A 21,393-nucleotide genomic window follows, 5' to 3' on the forward strand; every position below is an offset into this window, starting at 1 on the left:
AGGAGCAGTTATGTACGAGGAAGCAGGTAACTCCAACCTAATAATGCTACTCAATACTGCGATTTACCCCTTTCTTGTTGCTGCTGTATTGACCTTGCTACTTGGCAAGGTCAATACAAAGCTCACAACGATCGGCTCCGCAGCAGGCTTTTTTGTTGGTCTATTTTTGATCCATACTGGCTTGAATCTTCCGCCATCTAAAGCGTTAGACTTCTTAACGGTGACCTTAGCACTAGGCCTATTGGTTTCATTTATTGAAACAACATCATTATCCGATAAAGCCAAAATGAGCGTTGGGGTGATTGCGTTAGTGGTAAGTTTTTACCTCTTGCTCAACCCAGTTCTTAGACACCAAGGCCAAGCCATCAGTATTGTCTGTGCGCTCGCCGTTGCTGCCATCACCGCCATTGTTTCTGGATTACAAAAACTTGGTGCGAGTGAACGTTACTCCCATGCGCCAGCACTGTCTTTGATCGTGGTCGCAGCCGTGACTGCACCGGTAGTATCAATCGGGGGCAGCCTATTAATAGGCCAGTTACTTGGCGTATTTGCCGCAAGCATGGGGGGCTTAGTACTCATCCAACGCTTTGTTTGGAATACATCAAGCACAAGCGCTGTGACCCTAGGCTCATTTGTCTTAGCGGGTTTACTTGCCCAAGCACATGTACTTGCCGATCTGCCTATTTGGACCATGCTGGTTGCTTATTTGGCACTGATAGTCAATATAGGACTTGGCTGGGTCATGAAAGAAGATGGTACTGTCATCAGCACAATTAAAGCCATCATCCCGCAAGTCATAGTGAGTGCAGCCATCGCTGGCCTGTCACTATGGTCTGTGTGGCCAGAAAGCAGCTTGTACTAACAGCACTAGATAGCCCATCTAAAATGCAAAATGCCCGCTTTAACAATTAAAGCGGGCATTTTTATGCCATATGCAGCAATCCAAATCGAATCAATCGACGGATCAACTCTTAAAGATAGTTCGAGATGCACGCCAAAAGGGCAATACACAAGCCGCTAATAAACAGCTAATAAACCCAAAAGAAAGGAAATAGCCAATGCTGATATGAGAAAAATCTAAAAACATACTGATGAAGATAATATTAGGGATCACCACAAAAACCCAACTACCTATGATCATCAACATCATATCAAAACCAGATGTTAGGTGACTCTTCACCAACATCCAGCCACTAAAATAGGTATAGAGAAATAACGCAACCGCAAACACTACCAAGGTTTCAGTTTTAATATGCTGCAACGCCAAGCTCTCTAGGTCTGAAGCGACATCTGATGGTGCTGCAGTATACCAAATCGCTGCCACCAGCAATTGCACGACATATACCACAAGTACAGCTTTGAGGTTCACCTTATACACTTAGTTACCTTCCCTAATTTACCCCAATCTTTAGATCAGGCCTGCTGATACAAATCTTTGATTAGCCCTCGTAATACCGGACGCCACGAACGCTGCTTTATGCCAAAATGGTTAAAAATCTTACGGCATGAGAGGGATTGACGCTTAACCTCTATCGCCATCTCTAAGGCGGAGGCAGTATCCCCCATACTTTCTAGGGCTGTTTGAGCCTGAACATCGAATTGGCTTGAAGTGGTCAATACCGCTTCTACCAATCCCATCCAGCTCACCTCTTCGGAACAGCAATAGTGGTAAATACCAGTATTTTGTGCCCCATAATGTCTTTGTTTGACTACAGAAAGCAAAACCCGCGCCACATCCGTTACCGGAGTTGGGCAACCAATGGCCGTATCATGAAACTCGATTTTGACGCCCTTCTTAACCAAGTTAATCGTATTGGAGACAAAATCATCTTGAGCGCCACTAAAAAGCCAACCAGTCCGTAACACAATGTTTTTGTCCGATGACAAGACAATGCTCTCTGCCTCGATCAAGCGTTTCGCATGACGACTGCGGCCATTCGCTTCATCATTTTCAAGATAAGACGCATCCTTATCACCAGTAAAAACCTGCACACCACTAAGCATGTACATCAACGGACACTGTTCTCGCCCTACGACTTGCTTCAAGATCTCCAAGTACTCTTGGTAATCGTCTTGGGTCACACTGCGAAGAGAGTAAGCATCAATCACTGCATCACAGTATTGCGTATCAATAATCGACGATCTCAATACAGAAATCACTTCATCACAGGGAGTTTGAAGCCAGTCAAAATCAAAATCATTGTCGTAGTAATTTAAAATTGCGCGCCCTAACTCCGTATCACTGCCCAGCAATACCACCTTCATTGGCGCATTAATATCTCGTTGTTTAGTCAACTTTAAACCTCGTGCCAGTTCGGCAGCACACGTTGTAAATTTGCGCGGGTATTTTGCGCAAGTTGAGTCAAGGATTGCCCACGTATCTTTGCGACACTCTCAGCAACCAGTAATACTTTTTCCGGTGTATTTCTTTGCCCTTGATATCCATATAGGGGCATATCAGGAGAGTCCGTCTCCAACACAAAATCCGCGTCCGACAGAGCAGCCAGAACACGTTGAGCCTTTTGAGCTCGAGGGTAAGTCACTGTACCGCCAATACCGAGCACAAAACCCAAGTCAATAAACTGCTTGGCCTGCTGCAAGCTGCCATTAAAGGCATGAACGATACCGCCATGTTGGAAGTTTAATTGACGAATAACCTTTAGCAAGTCATCTTCGCTTTTACGAGCATGAAGAATGATAGGCAAACCTAAACCCTTAGCCAGACATAATTGTTCATAATAAATACGCTGCTGTAGCCCATAGTCAGGCATACCTTGCCATTTATCTAAACCAATTTCTCCCACTGCAACCACAGCAGGGTGTGCCAGCGCTAATTCCAGCTCATCCCGGTACTCACCAAGCCCATCCTTTAAAAAATATGGGTGCAAGCCAAGAGCAATCCGGATTTGCGGATAACGATTTGATAGCTCAATCACATTTGCCCAAGATGCTTGGGTCGTACTAGGCACTAAAAACGAGTCTACGCCCACCTTATGACAATCATTCAAAAGTGTCGATAAATCTGGCTTAAAGCACTGAAAATCAAGGTGGCAATGACTGTCTGTAAACATGCAGAAAGATTACATGAACAAACACCAAGTCTCTAGACGGTAACCGGAAGGGAATGTAAAAAAGCCGCGCAGAATGCACGGCTTTCTTGTAAAGATAGGCTTAAAGCTTTGGACCTGCATCCACAATGCTTTGAGAAACCGTTTCAAACTTCTTAAAGTTCTCAACGAACTGAGTAATCAAGCCTTTAGCTTGCTCATCGTAGGCTGCTTTATCAGCCCAAGTATCACGAGGATTCAGTAGAACGCTATCCACCCCGGCAACAGATGTAGGAATGTCTACGTTCAATTGATCCAGGTGAACAGTTTCTGTGTCAGCCAAAGCGCCAGACTGAATCGCAGCAATCACAGCACGAGTGGTTGGGATACTGAAACGCTTACCACCTTTACCATGGGCACCACCAGTCCAGCCCGTGTTGACTAGGTAAACCTTGCTACCAAACTCCTCAATACGTTTAATCAACAGATCCGCGTACACGTCTGCAGAACGTGGGAAGAATGGCGCACCAAAACAAGTAGAGAAAGTAGACTTAATACCAGATCCTGCACCCATTTCTGTAGAGCCAACCAAAGCCGTGTAACCACTTAGGAAGTGGTAAGCCGCTGCTTCTTTAGACAATACAGATACTGGAGGCAATACACCTGTTAGGTCACATGTTAGGAAGATAACAGCCTTAGGCTCACCCGCACGGTTTTCTTCAGCACGCTTGTCGATATGAAGACGTGGGTAACCAGCACGACCGTTTTGCGTCAAAGAAGTATCAGTGTAATCCGCAGAACGAGTTTCTTCGTCTAGGACAACGTTTTCCAAAATGGTGCCAAATTTAATGGCTTTCCAAATCACAGGCTCGTTCTTTTCAGACAAATCGATGGTCTTAGCGTAACAGCCACCTTCGATGTTAAATACTGTGTCTTTACCCCAACCGTGCTCATCATCACCGATCAAGAAACGAGACTCGTCAGCAGACAAGGTAGTTTTACCTGTACCAGACAGACCGAAAAACAAGGTAACGTCCCCATCAGCACCAACGTTTGCCGCACAGTGCATTGGCAACACATCGTAAGCCGGCAACAAGTAGTTTTGCACAGAGAACATAGCTTTCTTCATTTCACCAGCGTAACGCATGCCAGCGATTAGAACTTTGCGCTCTTTGAAGTTCAAAATCACACAACCGTCAGAGTTAGTGCCATCACGCTCAGGCTGACACTCAAACGTTGGCACATTCAAAATTTGCCACTCACCCTTAGAAGCAGGGTTGTAAGTTTCAGGGTTGATAAATAGGTTACGGCCAAACAGATGCTGCCAAGCGGTTTCAGTACGCATCTGAACAGGGATGTAATAGTCATCACCTGCCCCCACATGAACATCTGACAAGTACGATTTCTTTTCATCCAGATATGCTTCAACGCGATCCCATAGCGGTGCAAACTTCTCTTCTGGGAATGGGCGGTTAACAGGGCCCCAGTGAATCGTATCTTTGGTTGTCTCTTCTTCAACGATAAAGCGATCCATTGGAGAACGACCTGTACGAGCACCTGTTTTCACTACAAGCGCGCCAGTATCAGCTAAAACGCCTTCACCGTCAGCAATGGCAAATTCCACAAGCTGGGCAGTATTAAGGTTACGTAGAATGGTTTGGTCGTTTGTTCTGGTGTTCATCTTGCTATGGTCCTCTGAACAAAAAGAAAAAATGTTCTTGTCAGTTAGTAATTGGGGGATGAATACATAGTAACAAAACAATCTAAAAAAAAATATTGATATAACAAAGTGTTATTTTATTTCATATAGATGACTGAAAGACAAACCATTAAGTGCTTGTTTTTAAATGAATTGATAGAAATTACTGCAAATAGGAGGATAAAAGTTGATCAGAATGAAACACCCCATATTGAAATTAAATTACATTTCTGTAGTTTAATAACTTCTATGAAGCGCCCAAGACGAGAGGACATAAAGGATAACTATCGTTAAAGCCAATATATTATTGCGTAATTGTGGGTCGAAATTGTCGTCATACTCGTCTAAAATCCCCATCACAATAATAAATTTCATAATAGTTAAACTTTTACCTCTCCCAATCGGCAGGCTAACTGTGCCTGCTTCGTGGTAGGATTCTTTCTAACCTTCCCCCTGTTTTCAACAAAGGTAGACCTTAAGCTATGCAAAACGTGAATCAGAGCTGCAACATCGGATTCGTTGGACTTGGTGTCATGGGCAAAAACCTTGCTCTTAACCTAGCTGACCATGGTTATCGCGTTGCAGGTTTTGATCTCGATACAGACAAAGTTCAGGACGTTCTAGATACTGAAGCAAAAGAACGCCCAGATTCTGTCCAAGACGCGAGAATCATTGGTTGTGACAACTTAAAGCAAATGCTCGACATGCTGGTGACGCCACGTGTTGTGGTAGTGCTTGTCCCTGCTGGCGCACCTGTTGACGCTGTTTGCAAAAACCTAATTGATGCAGGACTAGAGCCTGATGACATCGTTGTGGATTGTGGCAACAGCCAATGGACTGACACCATTCGCCGTGAAAGTGAATACAAAGAAAAATTCAAATTCTTTGGCACCGCCGTATCTGGTGGCGAAGTCGGAGCACGCTTTGGTCCATCATTGATGCCTGGTGGTGATGCAGACTCTTGGAAATACCTACAACCAATGTGGGAAGCCGTTGCTGCGAAAGTTGACGAAAACGGCAAACCAATCGAGACACGCACTCCAGGTCAACCAGTAACAGAGGGTGAACCTTGTACTGCCTACCTAGGACCTAATGGCGCAGGTCATTATGTCAAAATGGTTCATAACGGAATCGAATACGCTGACATGCAGCTGATTTGTGAAGCCTACCACCTGCTTCGCTCACTTCTTGGCTACGAGCCAGAAGAAATCGGCAAGCTGTTCGAGAAGTGGAATCAAGGCATCCTAAACAGCTACCTTGTTGAAATCACAGCTGACATCCTCCAGCAGTATGACGCCAAAACTGGTGCGCCACTGGTAGACATGATCCTAGACAGCGCAGGTCAAAAAGGTACTGGTCGTTGGACCTCTATCAGCGCCACACAAATGGGTGTACCGGCTGGCATCATAAGTGAATCAGTCTACGCACGCGCTCTAAGTACCTTAACTGCAGAGCGTGAAAAAGCAGCAAGCTTCCTAACTGCCGACATCGATACCGCTGAAATCGACGCAGAAGCCGTTGAACAAGCCATCGAAAACGCCCTGTACTGTGCCAAAATCTGTGCTTACGCCCAAGGTTTCCAGCTGATGCGTGCGGCACAAAAAGAATACGACTGGACGTTAAACTTCACCGGCGTTGCTAAGATTTGGCGTGGCGGCTGTATCATCCGCGCATCTTTCCTTCAGAAAATCGCCGATGCATTTGAGAAGAACCACGACCTAGAGAACCTATTGCTGGACGAATACTTCGCAACTGCCATGGCAGAAAAGCAAAAAGGCCTTCGTGAAGCCGTTGTGTTAGCTGCCCAATCAGGCATCCCAACACCTTCCTTCTACTCTGCCTTGGCCTACTTCGACGGCTACCGCTCTGAAGTATTGCCAGCCAACTTGCTACAAGCCCAGCGTGATTACTTCGGTGCCCACACTTACGAGCGTGTCGATGCTGAGCCAGGTGAGAAGTTCCACACTCATTGGCAACAAGATGGTCGTCCAGAGACGAAAATGAAGTAAACCTCTGAACCAACTAATAAAAAACCCGCTTTTAAGCGGGTTTTTTATTCACATATCCTTTGGATACGAACACAGTCATTGTCACAAAAGGTGCGCGGGACCGAGTTATCTACTTATGGGTATTCAATCGTAAATGTCGCATAACCATTGGCAACCCCCGCTCCCACACGACCGGATTCAGTTTGCACGTAACGGGCACGAAGAGGCAGGACTAAATCACTAGAGTCTGTTTGGGCACTACCTAGATTGATACCCTGGTTAAAATGTATTTCCTTCTCAGCACTTCCATCACGCTGCACAATCTGAATACCGACCCCCGTTGCGCTATCAGCCACGTTATTTAATTTTAGTACCCCTGGCATGTTTGAAGCGTCTTGCTCAGCGTCTATGCGAATGTTTACCTTATAGGAGTCGATCGTACCGCCTTGGCAAGTTAAACGGATTTCAAAATCACGCCCCCCAACATAAGAGCCAACGCCATTGAAATCGATATTGGCCACATCACCAAAGTCCACTGCGATATTGCGACTGCCAGCCTCTACCTCACAGCTAGGACTGATAACGGTCGCCCCAGTCCCAAAAAATGATGAAGTCAGCATTGGAATATTTGGACTGCCATCATAGTGATAACTTGTGAAACGTCCATTAGGCACAATCCGCCCTGAGCCGGGGTTTTCCGATGTTTTAATCAACTGAACCACAAATTGCCCTGATGTTACGTGCTTCCTAGAGAACCCCCCAATGTCATTTGGATTAATGGGACGTGTACCAGGGAAGTAAGCGTCTATGCTCGTACGTCGAAACGCTCGAACCCCTATTCCTTCCACATCCGTAGAGTAAACATTATCAAAACCTGGCACAGCCACTTGCTGTGCCGCATTGATAAAACGGTACAACCTCGAGCCACCCGAATCATCACAATATAAATCATAACCACTACTACGATTAATCGGTTCAATCACCTCCTTAATCACACCACCAACCGGAGTATTGGGAAGAACAACGACTTGCCCAAGGTCCATGGCGATATCCTGCCAGACAAAATCATCATCGTAGAGCTCACAAGCTGCGCTGGCCTGCTGAACACATAAGGCCGTGCAAAAAGCAACCAAAGCTTGATTCTTACGAGCTAACATCAACGGCATAAAGCCTCCAATTGTATAAATCCTCTCTGTGACGCATCGGCATCTGATGGCACTTGATAATCCACATAACAATGTTGATCAGCGTGGCTTCCCCATTCCACTAACAATCGACCTTGCATTTGCTCGCTACGCACATAGAGACGATGCCCTTGACTGACCATCCCCACAAGTTGGCCTTGTTCATCCTTAATTTGAGCGCCAAAGGGCAAGCCATACTCATCGGCATTACGGATTTGGATTAATAATGCATTGCCTTTGCGGGTTTCATATCGAAGGTGGCTGATTGCCCCTGCATAAGGAGCTATTACTTGACTGGTGCTTTCAAGCTCAACATCATGGGCCATTCCCCGAGGGTCTAGGCTGATGGTATTAAGTCGGTAAGGTGAAACATACGGCACGACCGCATAGCCATCACGGTTTACCCGTGCACCGGAAGAATTCGACACCAGTGCATTTTCAGCCCCAGGGGCTTCCACTAGCACCATGGTGTCCCCACGTTGTGGGGCGAGAGTCACACCACCAGAATGCAATACCACACTACCGTTTGCCCCTACCGACACTTGTTGGTAGTCAGAGGTATGGCTATAGGTAGCATTCAATGCTGAATAACGGCTGCGATAGCCTAAATTACCAGACACACTGGATCCGCTTGACTGAGAGTCCGATAGAGCTACCCCGTAACTCAGATCATTGTTCTCCCCCGCTGAGCCATTAATGCCCACGCGAGCATTCTCGTAACCTCCGTGTTCACGAGCGCCAAAATCAAGCTGCATGGACATCGGACTACTGCCCCCCCCCCAATGGAGTACTAAATGACAGTAAATACTGGTTATCAGAGCGACCAGATCCACTGGTATGCATAACAGAAAAGCCCATGTTGACTGAGCCTAAAGCATTGTTATAACCCACTTGATATTGCTTCGCAGTACCGCTTCTGTTGTAAAAATCCCGTTTCGACCCTGTTATGTATAAATTGCCAAAACGATCACCTAACGATTGATTCAGGGTTAATTGAAGCTGGCTTTTTTGACGACCTTGAGCAATAGGGTTTATACCTCTGGATTCAAGGTCACGACTGTATACGGCATCACGTAAGCTATAAAAACCTTCGGTTGAGTAACGGTAAGCCGCTAAGGTCAGGTTGGTTTCAGTCGCATCGAGCAATTTACTGTAACCCAATCGCACACTGTTCCCTGTATGATGACCATAATCTCCGAGGTCTGTACGTGCCAAGGTAAAATCCATAGACACAGCACCAATTGGGGTGGACAGGGCACCACCAAATAGCAATGACATATAGCCTTCACTCATTTCACTGCCACTAAACATGGTGACCTGATTATTCACGCCCCGTTGATAAGTCCCCTGTAATAGCCAAGGCTCATCACTCACTTGAAGGCCACGGACCTGCCCAGCTGTCAGGGAATACCGGGATACCCCCTCCCTCAGCATTTGCGGCACAGAGCTAAACGGCACCTTGAATTCACTTCGCCGACCATCTACTTCAATGATACTGACATCCAAATCCCCGCCGTAACCCGTGGCGTATAAATCATCAATGACAAAGCTACCTGGGGAAACGGTTGTTGAATAGATAAGCAGGTCGTTCTGTCGCACTTCAACGCGAGCATTGGTTTGGGCAATACCTCGAACAACCGGAGCATAGCCCCGCAGAGAGTCAGGTTGCATACGATCATCTGTGGTCAGGTTAACACCACGATAGCCAATTGAATCGAACAGCCCACCGCCAGTAAACGCTTCACCAATGGTCAACATGCCTTCTAATTCTGGAAGGCCACGTTGAGCATAGGTAGCGATACCTTGCCATTCAGAACCCCCGTCTTTGTCATCACTCCAAGTGAAGTTAGAGTCATGACGAAACTGCCAACCTGCGAAATTGAAGCCGGTATTCAACCCTAAATAACTGTTACTCCGGCTTTGCCCCCCTGCCATGCGACTCTTACTAGCAGTTGAGCTAGCACTGTAACCAATAAAACCCGCATCGATACCGCGGTCCCACAACATAGGACTGACATAACCACGCGCTTCACGACGCATAAATGCTTGGGGAATACTGATGTCATAGCGCAAATTACCACTGTCGTAGACACCAAAGGCACTGCTTATTCGTTGCTGCAATGGCATACAACTGAGAGCATCAGAAGATGATGAAGGCATGGAGGCTTGTACTGCTTCGCTGTCCACCCCCATTTCGATTAACATGGGCAAAGTCACACAAGCATCAACACGCCCCTGGGCATCACCTTTAAAATGCAAATTGCGACGTCCCTGCCAAGCCCCATTGAGGTAGACATCGACCATATAGGTACCTGCCAACACAGGATTTCCATGCTCAAAAGCAGTTAAGTCAATACTTTTGGCTTGGCCAGACAGAAAGCTTGAGTCAAACTGCACTTGTTTCGGGGCACGGGCCACTTCCACATCTACTTTCGATGGAAGTCGACCATTAGAATCGGAATTGTCAGAAGAGGCATGTATCAAGTTAGTAAAGGTCAATCCATTGACCAACAAACAAATCATCAACTGACTCGACTTAAGATGGCAATCCATGCCTACTCCCTCTCTCGTTTACTTCTCATACTTCCCTGATAACAGTATTACGGTGTGGCTCAACTATCTAAACGAGTCTCATGTTGAACCCGGCCGCCATAGTCATTCACGGTAATGAAGCGCAACCGCTCTGCAGATCTGGGAACAACAAACTCCATAGTTTGTTTTGGCGCGATCATTAGCCCTTTGTCGTCAAGGATGACCTCACTCTGATCTGTTAAAGCTCGAATTTCAGTGAACGATATGTGGTAGTCACTGGGGTTTTCTACTTGCAAGCGATCATCCACTAGCCGCCAACGCAGTAATGCTGGGGCATTATTGGCATTCCCCGATAAGCCCTTCGGTCTGTAAAAGAGCTTGAGACGCGAACGAAACGCGACCTGCAAGTAATTCTCACTGCCTGTAGCTGATTCGGGCGATGGCGGCACCTCTAGCACATTGAGCCAGAACACCGACTCTTGATCAGAGGGCAACGAGGTTCCGGTAAATAGGATTCGTAGAGTCTGACTCCGCCCCGACTCAACGCGACTAACCGGAGGGGTAAGAAAGAATGGCGCATCACTGTTATCCGCTGTTTGATTCACATCGCCATCATCCACCCAAGCCTGTACCAATGAAGGAGAGTCTCCAAGATTATCCAGCTTTACCGTCACTTCTCGGGACTCTGCTGGATAAATAATTCGAGTGCCATTCACCACAACACTGGCGAAAACTTTTTGGCAAAAAAGAAGCGTGAGCACTGACAACAAGAGCACTCTTAAGAGCGATACGTTCATTGATAAACCTAGAATGGTAAGTATTAGGTGAAGCAATGCGTTGACTAGCAAAAGCGCCAATCAACGCATTAAAGACGTTAAATCAATTGTAGATTACGGTGTACTTGATACTACTGGCGACATCACCAGGAGTGGCAGCACCTGTTGCGTAATACTCAGCGTAGTAGTTAAGGGTGGCGCTGCCATCCTCTCCCACAGTAACCCATTGGGAATTATCCTGAGCAACATCCACCCCAGCAGCTTTAATTGGCAAGAACTGGCTATTGTCTCCTAACAACTGCAATTGCACATTGCTGGCTGCGTCAGTGGACGCTTGGTTATTCAAACGACCCGTTTCAAAGTCAACCGTAGCGCCAGGCTCAAAGTAAGTTGCCACACTACCAGAGCTGCAATCACTAAGATTAATTGAAAAAGGCGTACGACCAGCAACGGCTCCAGCACTTGCTAGAGAATTCATAGACATTGTCGGAAGGTTAACCGCAAAATCACCACCACCTGGTGTTGAGATGGTGCACGTCTTATCGGTTATTTGGCCAGAAAACGTAATGGTGCCATCACTGGCCTGGGCAGTCATCGAAGCAGCCGCCAAAACTAAGACCGCAGTAAGTTTACTCTTATTCATTTGCTCACATATCCTATCAACTAGATAACGTTATGGCGCAAGTAAGGGGAAAAGCATGAGGGGGGGCTAGTACATCCTACTTGTACATAGGCCACAGACAGCTTGAGAAAAGCGCTGCAACCTCAAGCGCTAATCTATTAAGAATGGCAGCAGAAAAATATAGGACTGTTCTTAAATTGCCATTAGCAGACCTTATAGACAAGGTGCTTTTGCAAGCCAAGCTTGAAGACGAATCAGCCCATTTCCACGAGAGCCCAGCCCTTTATTGAGCGATTTTGTACGAGTAAAACCAGAATTGGTGGGCTATTTTGTTATTGTGCTCACAAATGACGTTTGATTAATGTAGTAGCTATTTTAAGCTACCCTGGAGCTTCTAATCTTATGAAAAGCCTCTTGGGTCTCACTCCTGCCATCATTACAGCTGAACACCATGAAGCCTATACGTGTTGCGTTACTTGACGACCATGAAGTTGTTCGTCAGGGCCTAATCCATTACCTTAATAAGTTCCCAGATATAGAGATTGTTGGTGATTTTGAGAGCAGCCACGAGTTGATGCAGGCAGCGGGTAGCACCTCCATTGACGTCTTGCTGTTGGATTTTGTTCTGGGTCATAAAGAGCTTGATGGTGTATCACTTATTCGCTCTTTTCGAACACGTTTCCCAAATTGTCGAATATTGGTTCTTTCTGCCCATGACACTCTTGCTAACGTATCACTGATACTCAGAGTGGGAGCTCACGGTTTTATCAGTAAAAACGAAGGTCTCTCAAACTTCCCAAAAGCGATTCGACAAGTGGCCTCTAACGTCACGTATTTGAGCTCGGAAATGTCTTACAAACTGTCTGAGACGAATTACAAAAACAAACTCTCTTCAAAAGGATCCTACGACAATGCTCATCCGTTACTGTCGACCTTGTCTGCCCGTGAGCAGGAGGTGATACGCTGCTTTTTGACTGGAATGACCATATCTGAAATTGCTGCAAAATTTAATCGTAGCGTCAAAACTATCAGCACCCAGAAAAACAGTGCCTTTCGCAAGCTTGGAGTATCCTCTAATAATGGCTTATTCAAAGTCATGAAAAGAGCCAAGCAAGTTAAGCCATAAAGCTCAACGACCTGATTTCACTAGCAGGTCGATATCAGGCCTTAGGCTTAACTTACAAGGATCATTTTCGTTCAGTCAGGGGCATGCCCCCAAACATAAAAGATTACTTTGCTTGGCGCTCAATCGACGTCAACATGCCACGTAGCATCCCCACTTCTTGCTGGTCCAGCTTGGAGCGCTGAAACAAGCGACGAAAGCGAGTCATGACTTGACGCGGGGCTTTAGGATCTAAGAATTCAATATCACCCAGCACTTTTTCTAAATGGTCCAATAGGAAGTCCACCTGCTCTGACGTGGCAGCGGGCACATCCCATTTACTCTTCACAATGGGCGCGTCTTTTAAGCTCAGCTCCTGCATACGTAATTCATAAGCAATAACCTGTACTGCCGCTGCCAAGTTTAGCGAGCTAAAGCCTTCGACGGATGGGATATGCACATGGTAATGACAGCGCTGCAACTCTTCATTAGTTAACCCACGATCTTCACGACCAAACACAAAAGCCGTATTAAGAGACTCTTCAAACACAAGATTTGCCGCTTGGCGAGGATCCACCAAAGGCCATGGAATATGACGCTCGCGAGCACTGGTGCCAATCACCAACTGACACTCTGCAATGGCTTCTTCAAGCGTTGCGACAACCGTGGCATTTTCAAGAATATCCGTCGCTCCAGACGCTCGGCTTGTGGCCTCTTCATGGGGAAAGAGCTTGGGTTCGACCAACACTAAATCGCTCAACCCCATGTTTTTCATAGCACGCGCGGCACCGCCAATATTGCCCGGATGGGAGGTATTTACTAAGACGATTTTAACGTTTTGTTGCATAAGATGAGTTACACCTAAATTCTGTCAGTCGAAAAAGGGTATGGTATCAAAGAATTTTAGGTTGCGTGTATTTTGAACAGAATTTAACCATTTTTTAACTGGATAAGCCGCACTAATTCCGCTAGAATTCGCGCCCATAATATGCGGCCAAAAGCCCATTTCGCTCTTTAACACTTTAACTGCAACTTCCTGCCTTATCAGGCAGAGGCTGCCCTATTGGTTCAACATTGGTATCTTATGCAACCTCGAATTAACGTCGCTATGAAAGCAGCGCGTACTGCTGCCGACTTCATCATCCACGCTCAAGAAAAATTCTTGTTCGACAAAGAACAAGGTCAAAGTGCAACAGAAGTGTACAACAACGTTTGTACTGGCGCGGAAAAGACTATCGTTCACCATTTGGCAAAAGCCTACCCAGCTGACACCATCACCACACGTCTACAAGGCACAGTACAAGAAGGTACTGAAGGTGAGTGGATTGTTGACGCTATCCAAGGGCAACACTTGTTCTCACGAGGGCTATCTGGCTACGTGATCACAATGAGCTATGTGGTTGCAGGTAAAGTGGAACACGCCGTTGTCCTAAATCCGACAACCCGTGACGAATTCTACGCCAGCAAAGGTCGTGGCGCTTACCTAAATAACTCTCGCATCCGTACTGGTGCTGCCCGTTCTCTAGAGGGCACAACACTAGGCTCTCAGTTCCCAGGCACTGAAACCACTATCGATTACGCAACAGGCCAATTCGCAGCCCTTAACGAACTCGCAATGAAAGGTGCCCGTGCGGTACTTCACGATGCGCCAGCATTAATGCTTGCCAACGTTGCTGCAGGTCGCCTAGATGCTGCATGGGGTCTAGAATTACGTGAGTGGGAAGTACAAGCACCTTTGTTCATTGCCAAAGAAGCAGGTTGCCTGTTTGCTGGTTTTGATGGGTCACCAAACTACGAAAGCGGGAACGTTTTGTGTGCGAACCCACGTCTATTCAAGTCTTTGTTACCATTATTAAACAAGCACTTGAACAAATAAAATGCCCTAAGCATTTGAAAAACATAAAAAAGCCAGCAAAATCTGCTGGCTTTTTCGTACACAACAAGCTACCAATTAAGCTTTGTAGAAGTTTTCAAAGCAGTAGTTAGTGGCATCAACGAAACCTTCAACACTACCACAGTCAAAACGACGTCCCTTGAATTTGTAAGCCAAGACACAACCTTCTTTCGCTTGGCGCAAGATAGCATCCGTGATTTGAACTTCGCCATTAGCACCTGGGGGTGTTTCACGGATTTTGTCAAAAATATCTGGGGTCAAAATGTAACGACCAATGATCGCCAAGTTAGACGGTGCATCTTCTTTCTTAGGCTTCTCCACCATGTCCGTCACGCGGAACAAGCCTTCCATCATGGAATCACCAGCGATCACACCGTATTTATGTACTTCTTCTTCTGGCACTTCTTGAATGGCCACGATAGAACAACGGAACTGTTTGTACAGTTTTACCATTTGCGCCATCACACTCTCGCCGTCTTCACCGATGCATAAATCATCCGCCAACACGACACCAAAAGCTTCATCACCAATCAACGGCTCACCAGTTAAGATGGCATGGCCCAAGCCCAGCATGTTGTGCTGACGAGTGAATGAGAAGTTAACGTTATCAATCAAGCCACGAATACCCTCTAGGTACTCTTCTTTTGCTGTACCAGCAATTTGATGCTCAAGCTCGTAGCTGATATCGAAATGGTCTGCAATAGCACGCTTACCTCGACCTGTAACAAAGGTAACATTGTCCAATCCCGCTTCTACCGCTTCCTCAACACCGTACTGCACCAACGGCTTATTCACGACAGGTAGCATTTCTTTAGGCATAGACTTAGTAGCAGGCAAAAAGCGCGTTCCATAGCCAGCAACAGGGAACAAACATTTACGAATCATAATTTTTCCTTTTAGAACCGATGCGTTGGTCGCCAAAAAATAAAGCACGGCAGACCACTTAAGAATAACATTGATCAAGTGACATTTTGAATCACCCGAACGCAAACCAATAAAACCCTTTTCATTGATTTGTAGCGACTTTCGATTTTAACGTCTTTACTCAAGCACATTACATGCCAGTTACATCACATACAACATGAGCCCTAACCGCAACTCATTTCGCTAAACCTTTCATCAAAATAGTAACCTAGCACGCCAATGAGGTGTGCTACCGTTTGGAAAAAAATGCGCAACAAATAGTTTCGCTGATGCGCATTCAGGACATATAGCCCATTTTTAGGAAGGCGCCCCTTACTTTATAAAGACAAGGGGCAAAATAAGAACAGATCGAGATTACAACTTAATCTCAACTTCATTGGATTCTGGCTCTGGGGCAGGTGAACTGGAATCTGCGTCCACCAACATTTCCGCAGCCACAACCGAAGAGACACTCAAGCCCACGTGAACGTGGTCCCCCTGCTCTTCGATAATCATTGGTGGTTTGTTTTGAATGCGGTAAATAGCAAATAGGGCCACCGATAGGTTCATCAGCGCGATAAACATAAATAAAGCATCTATACGGAAAATATCCATCACCGCAGATGCAATTAACGGCCCTAATACCCCTCCGGCACCATTTAAAAGGATCAAGCCACTACTTGCTGATAAGACTTGCTCTGGGCGCAGCTGATCATTCATATGAGAGGAAGAAAGAGCGTACATGGGGAAAGTAAACGCCCCAACAAAGAACATCCCCACCATCATCAAGACAAAGCTTCCATTGGCGTTACCCAAAGGAACGATCATAGCGGTAATCGCGCCTATTATGCCCACCAACAAAATCGTCACACGCCGATCTTGGCGGTCTGACAACATACCAATGGGCCATTGCAATAACATCCCCCCCACATAACTGGCACCAATGAACAAGGAGATTTCAGCAATATTAAGTCCGATAGACTTGGCATACAGAGCCCCTAAGCCCAGCAAGGCGCCAGAGGTCACCCCTGCCACAAAGGCCCCCGTCACCCCTAACGGTGCCGTCTTGATCAAGCCTAGCAAATTGAGCTTTTCTGGTACCTCAATGGTTGGCGATGGCGTTCGCACCAACAGCAAGGGCACCAAAGCCATGGAAATCAGTACCGAGGTAAGGATAAACAAATCGTATCCGCTTGGAGAGGCCGCATTCAGTAAGAACTGGCCTAGGGTTTGGCTGGCCCAGATCTCAATAATATAAATCGAAAATAAACGCCCACGGGTGGTATTACTGGCGATAGCGTTTAACCAGCTCTCGGTCACGATGAACAAGCCTGCGTAACACAAGCCGGTTCCCATACGCATCAACATCCAGAACCAAGGGTCTACCACCACAGACTGCATCAAGATGGTAATAGATGCCAAGGACGCTACCGCCGCAAACACTCGAATATGACCAACGTTTTTCACCCATCTTGGTACCAACAAAGACCCCAAGATAAAGCCCACATAATAGGATGACATAATCAAACCAGTGGCTGTGGTGTTAAACGACTCAATAGAGGCACGAATACCAATCAAAGAGCTTTGCAGTGCACTTGCCATGGTGATGATGGCCACACCAAACAAAAGACTCCAAATTGGCAACAAGGTTTGCTTGAGCATTAATTACGTCCGAATCGGCAAAATGAGTAAGACACGAAACCTAAATAGCGATGCTATAAGGGCTTCATGACAAGAAAAAGTAAAGTGTAGTACGTTAGGAGATATAGATTACAACTTAAACCCTAAAGAGACCTACAGACTTCAAAATTTGCGGCATTCTAACGTAAAAAATAGTGGGGAACTATGGTAAAAATCCGCTTAAATAATGATCTATTTAGGACGACACGACTGCTGAGTGTTATCGTCCATCAGATGACTAACTTCATTAAATAAACAGAAGATTTTTACCTTAAATAATGCGGAATGGCCTACTTAAAGCCCATCAGAAGTATCCAGCCAAGAACAAAGATTTTCCAACATGCGACAGCAGTGTTTTAGTTGGTCGATCTCAACATATTCGTCTGGCTTGTGACCTTGGTCCATACTGCCTGGACCGCACACCATAGTGGCCACACCGGCTTCATCAAACAGCCCACCCTCAGTCCCAAAAGCCACCGTTTGGTAAGACTGACTCTCAGCCCATTGACCCAGCCATTGGGCGAATTCTGACTGTTGATCCGTCAACAGCGGTGGGTAAGCAGAGATCGATTCGAACTGAATGCTAGCCTCTGGGGCAACCGCCTGCATTTTCGGCTCTAGAGTGCCCTTGGCATAATCCGCCAGAGTATTAAAGGTCGCTGCAGCATCCACACCTGGAAGGTAGCGCATCTCCATATCAAATTGACAGAACTCAGGGACGATATTTAGGGCCGCCCCGCCTTTAATCACACCCGTTTGCACTGTGCTGTAAGGGGGATCGAAGCGCTCATCCAGCTGCTTACTGAGGGGCTCCGCTAGGCTGGAGAGCTTACCTATTAACTGTGCCGCGTATTCGATCGCATTCACGCCTTCTGGCGCATAGGCCGAGTGGCATGCCTTACCATGCACTTTACAACGAAGGGCTACTTTTCCTTTGTGCCCATACACAGGCTTCATGGAAGTCGGTTCACCAATGATGCACAGAGCTGGTTTTTCAGGGGATGCCTTAAGGTGATCAATTAGACTTCTAACCCCCAAACAGCCAACTTCTTCATCGTAGGAAAAAGCCAAGTACACCGGCATACGTAGCTCTTTATTGAGAAACATGGGGACTGCCGCAAGCACACAGGCGATGAAGCCTTTCATATCAGTGCTGCCACGACCGTAATATCTTTGATCGTGCTCTGTCAGCTCAAATGCAGGGAAGGTCCAGTTTTGACCATCTACTGGCACCACATCAGTATGCCCAGACAACATAACGCCGCCATCTCCTGCGGGCCCAAAACGAGCGTAGAGATTGGCTTTACTTCCTTCTTCATTGAAGATCAGTTCACTCTCCACCCCCAAGCCTTGCAAGTAATCCCGCACAAACTGAATCAAGGCGAGATTAGACTCTCGGCTGGTGGTATCAAAACTAAGCAGTTTGCTGAGCAGCTCATGCACATCTGCATGAGCTATGCCGGCTTCACCCGTCATTATTCGTCTCCTGGGACGCCATAGCTTGGCGCCTTGCGAGGGTCTAACGCCCGTGTCACATAAGCCAACATTTGCGGCTCATAATCCTGCCAAAGTTTCGCCAGCTCGCCGACAGGGTCCTGGTCAGCCCAATCCACCCTTAGGTCAACCAAAGGCCAAGTGTAGTCGTCAACAACCTTGAGGGCAGCAGAATGCTCTGGACCGGCTTCACCACCACTCTCAACACCAGCAGCTAAAGCAATTAAAAGCCGTGTACTCAACTCCCCAGTGGAGTGCTCAAAGGCTTCAACCATGGCTTCAATGACAGACGTTTCAGACAACATATTGCCCGCCGCCACACAATTTGTGCCAGCTTTCATGTGATGAATACCCAAGGTCTCCGTACCGCTGAAACAAGCAGCTTTGCCTTGGGTGTCAATCACGGTGACTTGGCGATAAGCGCTGAACTTATCTTCAGCCAAGGCGGCTTTTAATGCTTGATCAGAGGTCAGCCCCTTAGCCAAATTCTCTAAGGTTTTCTGCCCTAACGCTGGCAGGGTAATGTTTTGGCTCGAGACCGCACCAACTCCTGCCTGTAGCCAAGGGCAGCGTGCGCCAACGGCAATGCTTGATGAACTGATGGCGATACCTAATTGCCCCGAATCAGGACACATGGCAGTTATTGAAATAGTCATAAATAGTCCCTTCTTATTCAGCGTCTGGAATAACGGCGATCACATCGATCTCCATCAGCCACTGAGGCTGAGCAAGGCCAGCAACGACCAAACCAGTGGAAATCGGATATACGCCCTTCAACCACTTCCCCACTTCACGGTATACCGGCTCACGAAAACGCGGATCGGTAATATAAGTAGTGGTTTTCACAATATGGGATAAGTCACTACCCGCCTCTTCCAGCAGTTGCTTCACGTTTTTCATCGCTTGTTCTGCTTGGGCTTGTGGGTCACCCAAACCCACTAGGTTCCCCTCAAAATCGGTGCCTACTTGGCCACGCACATAGACAGTGTTTCCCGCCACAACCGCTTGGCACAAATCATTGTCCAGGGACTGGTTGGGATAGGTTTCTTTAGTATTGAACATGCGAATACGAGTATGAGTTGGCATGGTAGCAGCTCCTAAACTTCTTGATCTGTGTAATGTTGGTATTGGCGCTGGATCACAATCTGATCGGCGATGTATTTCGCGTCGTGCCAAACACCCCAAATGAAGGTAGAACCGCGACGGGATAACCAAGGTAACCCTAAAAAGTACACGCCCGATGCTTTGGACACACCACGATGATGCTCTGGCTTACCTTGCTCATCAAAGGCATCAATACTGTTTAACCAACCGTAATCTGTGGAGTAGCCCGTGGCCCAAATAATGGTAGTAATCCCCGCTTCCTTTAGGTCAAGCTCTAAGGTTGGTTGAGCCATGCATTCAGGGTCAGGTAAAAGTTGGCGAGCTTCTGGCTCTTCTGGCAAATCTAAGCCATTTTTCGCAATGTAAGCATCAGCTTGGTCCAACAACGAAAGATAGTTAGCATCGCCGCCACGGATATTCGTCGCAAGGTCGTTGGCAAAGCGTACTCGCCCATCAGCAAAGGACTCTGTGCGCCCCACTAGCTTCATGCCTGCTTGCGCCAGCTCTCTAAAATCAATGGTCTTGCCACCTTGTGCGCCACTGACAGCAATCGTTACATGCTCTTTGCCCGGTTCATTTGCAGCCATATCCCAAAGGCCTAACACCCCCAACCACCATACAAAGTCGCGACCTCGATAACTACGAGGCGGACGATCATGGGGCCCAACAGACAAGTAGACATCACGACCAGACTGTAAAAGCTCATCCGCAATTTGCACACCAGACGACCCAGCACCGACCACCATGACGGCACCCTCAGGGAGCTGCTCTGGGTTACGGTAAGACGCAGAATGGATTTGATTTAGACCGGTCTGAACCTTGGGTGCTATGGCAGGAATAATGGGCGTTTGGAATGGGCCTGTGGCCGAGACGATGCGTTGTACATGGTAAGTCCCGTCAGTCGTCTCCACCTCAAAACCACTGACACCTTCGGTCTGTGACACGCTCAACACTTCGACCCCCGTGCGCACAGGTGCTTCGAACTTTTCAGCATAGGCTTCGAAGTAATCCGCTACGCTGTCTTTTTTAACGAAGGCATCAGGATGTGCGTTTGGAAACTCCATTCCAGGAAAACGGTCATGCCAAGCTGGGCCATTGGCGACCAAAGAGTCCCACCGACGAGTGCGCCATGCTTCCGCAATACGGCTTTTTTCTAGGACAAGGTGAGGCACCTGCTGACGAGTCAGGTGCTCGCTCATAGCGATCCCTGCCTGACCCGCTCCTACGATAAGGGTATCGATGTTCTGGATAGTGTGTGTCATGTATACGCGCCTTTATATGCGGATTAAATAGGTTCTCAATAGAGAGTAAAATCAGCTTAGGGCAGCGCATAACCTCAGTAAATTATTATAAATATACGATCTAAAT

Annotated in this window: 20 protein-coding genes; 4 read left to right on the forward strand and 16 right to left on the reverse strand. The window is 46.9% G+C overall.

The annotated features are described in order from the left end of the window. Positions 1-10 precede the first annotated feature (10 nt). The gene (locus tag ACFQ45_RS13225) at positions 11-862 is read left to right on the forward strand and encodes a hypothetical protein (protein WP_377368450.1); all 852 of its coding nucleotides are present in this window, start codon (positions 11-13) and stop codon (positions 860-862) included. Positions 863-964: 102 nt separating this feature from the next. Here the strand turns inward: ACFQ45_RS13225 and ACFQ45_RS13230 are convergent, their stop codons facing one another. The 4 genes from ACFQ45_RS13230 to ACFQ45_RS13245 form a co-directional block, all read right to left on the reverse strand. Further along, positions 965-1,378, reverse strand: coding sequence for a hypothetical protein (locus ACFQ45_RS13230; protein WP_377368452.1), 414 nt, complete (start codon positions 1,376-1,378; stop codon positions 965-967). Positions 1,379-1,413: 35 nt separating this feature from the next. Beyond that, positions 1,414-2,295 (reverse strand): sugar nucleotide-binding protein, encoded by an 882-nt coding sequence (locus ACFQ45_RS13235; RefSeq protein ID WP_377368454.1) that lies wholly within the window; start codon positions 2,293-2,295, stop codon positions 1,414-1,416. Positions 2,296-2,297: 2 nt separating this feature from the next. Then, positions 2,298-3,071, reverse strand: a complete 774-nt coding sequence (locus tag ACFQ45_RS13240; RefSeq protein ID WP_377368456.1) for a TatD family hydrolase — start codon at positions 3,069-3,071, stop codon at positions 2,298-2,300. 100 nt (positions 3,072-3,171) lie between these two features. Then, positions 3,172-4,728, reverse strand: coding sequence for a phosphoenolpyruvate carboxykinase (locus tag ACFQ45_RS13245; RefSeq protein WP_377368458.1), 1,557 nt, complete (start codon positions 4,726-4,728; stop codon positions 3,172-3,174). Positions 4,729-5,228: 500 nt separating this feature from the next. Here ACFQ45_RS13245 and gndA point away from each other — a divergent pair, with 500 nt between their 5' ends. Then, positions 5,229-6,755: an NADP-dependent phosphogluconate dehydrogenase gene (gndA, locus tag ACFQ45_RS13250; protein WP_377368460.1), complete on the forward strand. Its 1,527-nt coding sequence runs from the start codon at positions 5,229-5,231 to the stop codon at positions 6,753-6,755. 113 nt (positions 6,756-6,868) lie between these two features. Here the strand turns inward: gndA and ACFQ45_RS13255 are convergent, their stop codons facing one another. The 5 genes from ACFQ45_RS13255 to ACFQ45_RS13275 form a co-directional block, all read right to left on the reverse strand. Continuing rightward, positions 6,869-7,900 (reverse strand): fimbrial protein, encoded by a 1,032-nt coding sequence (locus ACFQ45_RS13255; protein WP_377368462.1) that lies wholly within the window; start codon positions 7,898-7,900, stop codon positions 6,869-6,871. After that, on the reverse strand, positions 7,891-8,679 hold the full coding sequence (locus ACFQ45_RS13260; RefSeq protein ID WP_377368464.1) for a fimbria/pilus outer membrane usher protein: 789 nt from the start codon (positions 8,677-8,679) through the stop codon (positions 7,891-7,893). Before ACFQ45_RS13260 ends, ACFQ45_RS13255 begins: the two co-directional genes overlap by 10 nt. Positions 8,680-8,683: 4 nt before the next feature. Next, on the reverse strand, positions 8,684-10,471 hold the full coding sequence (locus ACFQ45_RS13265; protein WP_377368466.1) for a fimbria/pilus outer membrane usher protein: 1,788 nt from the start codon (positions 10,469-10,471) through the stop codon (positions 8,684-8,686). 59 nt (positions 10,472-10,530) lie between these two features. After that, the gene (locus tag ACFQ45_RS13270) at positions 10,531-11,247 is read right to left on the reverse strand and encodes a fimbrial biogenesis chaperone (RefSeq protein WP_377368468.1); all 717 of its coding nucleotides are present in this window, start codon (positions 11,245-11,247) and stop codon (positions 10,531-10,533) included. 82 nt (positions 11,248-11,329) lie between these two features. Then, positions 11,330-11,869: a fimbrial protein gene (locus ACFQ45_RS13275; RefSeq protein ID WP_377368470.1), complete on the reverse strand. Its 540-nt coding sequence runs from the start codon at positions 11,867-11,869 to the stop codon at positions 11,330-11,332. Between the two features lie 430 nt (positions 11,870-12,299). Here ACFQ45_RS13275 and ACFQ45_RS13280 point away from each other — a divergent pair, with 430 nt between their 5' ends. Next, positions 12,300-12,974 carry a response regulator transcription factor gene (locus ACFQ45_RS13280; protein ID WP_377368472.1) on the forward strand — a complete coding sequence of 225 codons (675 nt, stop codon included), beginning with the start codon at positions 12,300-12,302 and terminating at the stop codon, positions 12,972-12,974. Between the two features lie 103 nt (positions 12,975-13,077). Here ACFQ45_RS13280 and ACFQ45_RS13285 read toward each other — a convergent pair whose 3' ends face one another. Next, positions 13,078-13,797 carry an RNA methyltransferase gene (locus ACFQ45_RS13285; RefSeq protein WP_377368474.1) on the reverse strand — a complete coding sequence of 240 codons (720 nt, stop codon included), beginning with the start codon at positions 13,795-13,797 and terminating at the stop codon, positions 13,078-13,080. Positions 13,798-14,034: 237 nt separating this feature from the next. On the opposite strand from ACFQ45_RS13285, the gene ACFQ45_RS13290 reads away from it, so the two are divergent. Continuing rightward, positions 14,035-14,826 carry an inositol monophosphatase family protein gene (locus ACFQ45_RS13290; RefSeq protein WP_377368476.1) on the forward strand — a complete coding sequence of 264 codons (792 nt, stop codon included), beginning with the start codon at positions 14,035-14,037 and terminating at the stop codon, positions 14,824-14,826. Between the two features lie 75 nt (positions 14,827-14,901). Here ACFQ45_RS13290 and galU read toward each other — a convergent pair whose 3' ends face one another. The 6 genes from galU to ACFQ45_RS13320 all read right to left on the reverse strand — a co-directional run bounded on the left by galU (position 14,902) and on the right by ACFQ45_RS13320 (position 21,287). Next, positions 14,902-15,729 (reverse strand): UTP--glucose-1-phosphate uridylyltransferase GalU, encoded by an 828-nt coding sequence (galU, locus tag ACFQ45_RS13295; RefSeq protein ID WP_377368478.1) that lies wholly within the window; start codon positions 15,727-15,729, stop codon positions 14,902-14,904. A 393-nt stretch (positions 15,730-16,122) separates the two neighbouring features. Continuing rightward, entirely contained in the window at positions 16,123-17,409 is a 1,287-nt protein-coding gene (locus ACFQ45_RS13300) for an MFS transporter (protein WP_377368480.1), read from the reverse strand. Between the two features lie 312 nt (positions 17,410-17,721). Then, positions 17,722-18,903 (reverse strand): acetylornithine deacetylase, encoded by a 1,182-nt coding sequence (gene argE, locus ACFQ45_RS13305; RefSeq protein ID WP_377368482.1) that lies wholly within the window; start codon positions 18,901-18,903, stop codon positions 17,722-17,724. Then, positions 18,903-19,577: a DUF1028 domain-containing protein gene (locus tag ACFQ45_RS13310; protein ID WP_377368484.1), complete on the reverse strand. Its 675-nt coding sequence runs from the start codon at positions 19,575-19,577 to the stop codon at positions 18,903-18,905. Before ACFQ45_RS13310 ends, argE begins: the two co-directional genes overlap by 1 nt. A gap of 13 nt (positions 19,578-19,590) precedes the next feature. Continuing rightward, positions 19,591-20,007: a RidA family protein gene (locus ACFQ45_RS13315; protein WP_377368486.1), complete on the reverse strand. Its 417-nt coding sequence runs from the start codon at positions 20,005-20,007 to the stop codon at positions 19,591-19,593. Between the two features lie 11 nt (positions 20,008-20,018). Continuing rightward, positions 20,019-21,287, reverse strand: a complete 1,269-nt coding sequence (locus ACFQ45_RS13320) for a flavin-containing monooxygenase (protein ID WP_377368488.1) — start codon at positions 21,285-21,287, stop codon at positions 20,019-20,021. Between the last annotated feature and the right edge of the window lie 106 nt (positions 21,288-21,393).

It is taken from the genome of Rhodanobacter aciditrophus (genome assembly GCF_042679525.1).
In the GTDB taxonomy this organism is placed as follows: Bacteria; Pseudomonadota; Gammaproteobacteria; order Pseudomonadales; family Marinomonadaceae; genus Marinomonas; species Marinomonas aciditrophus.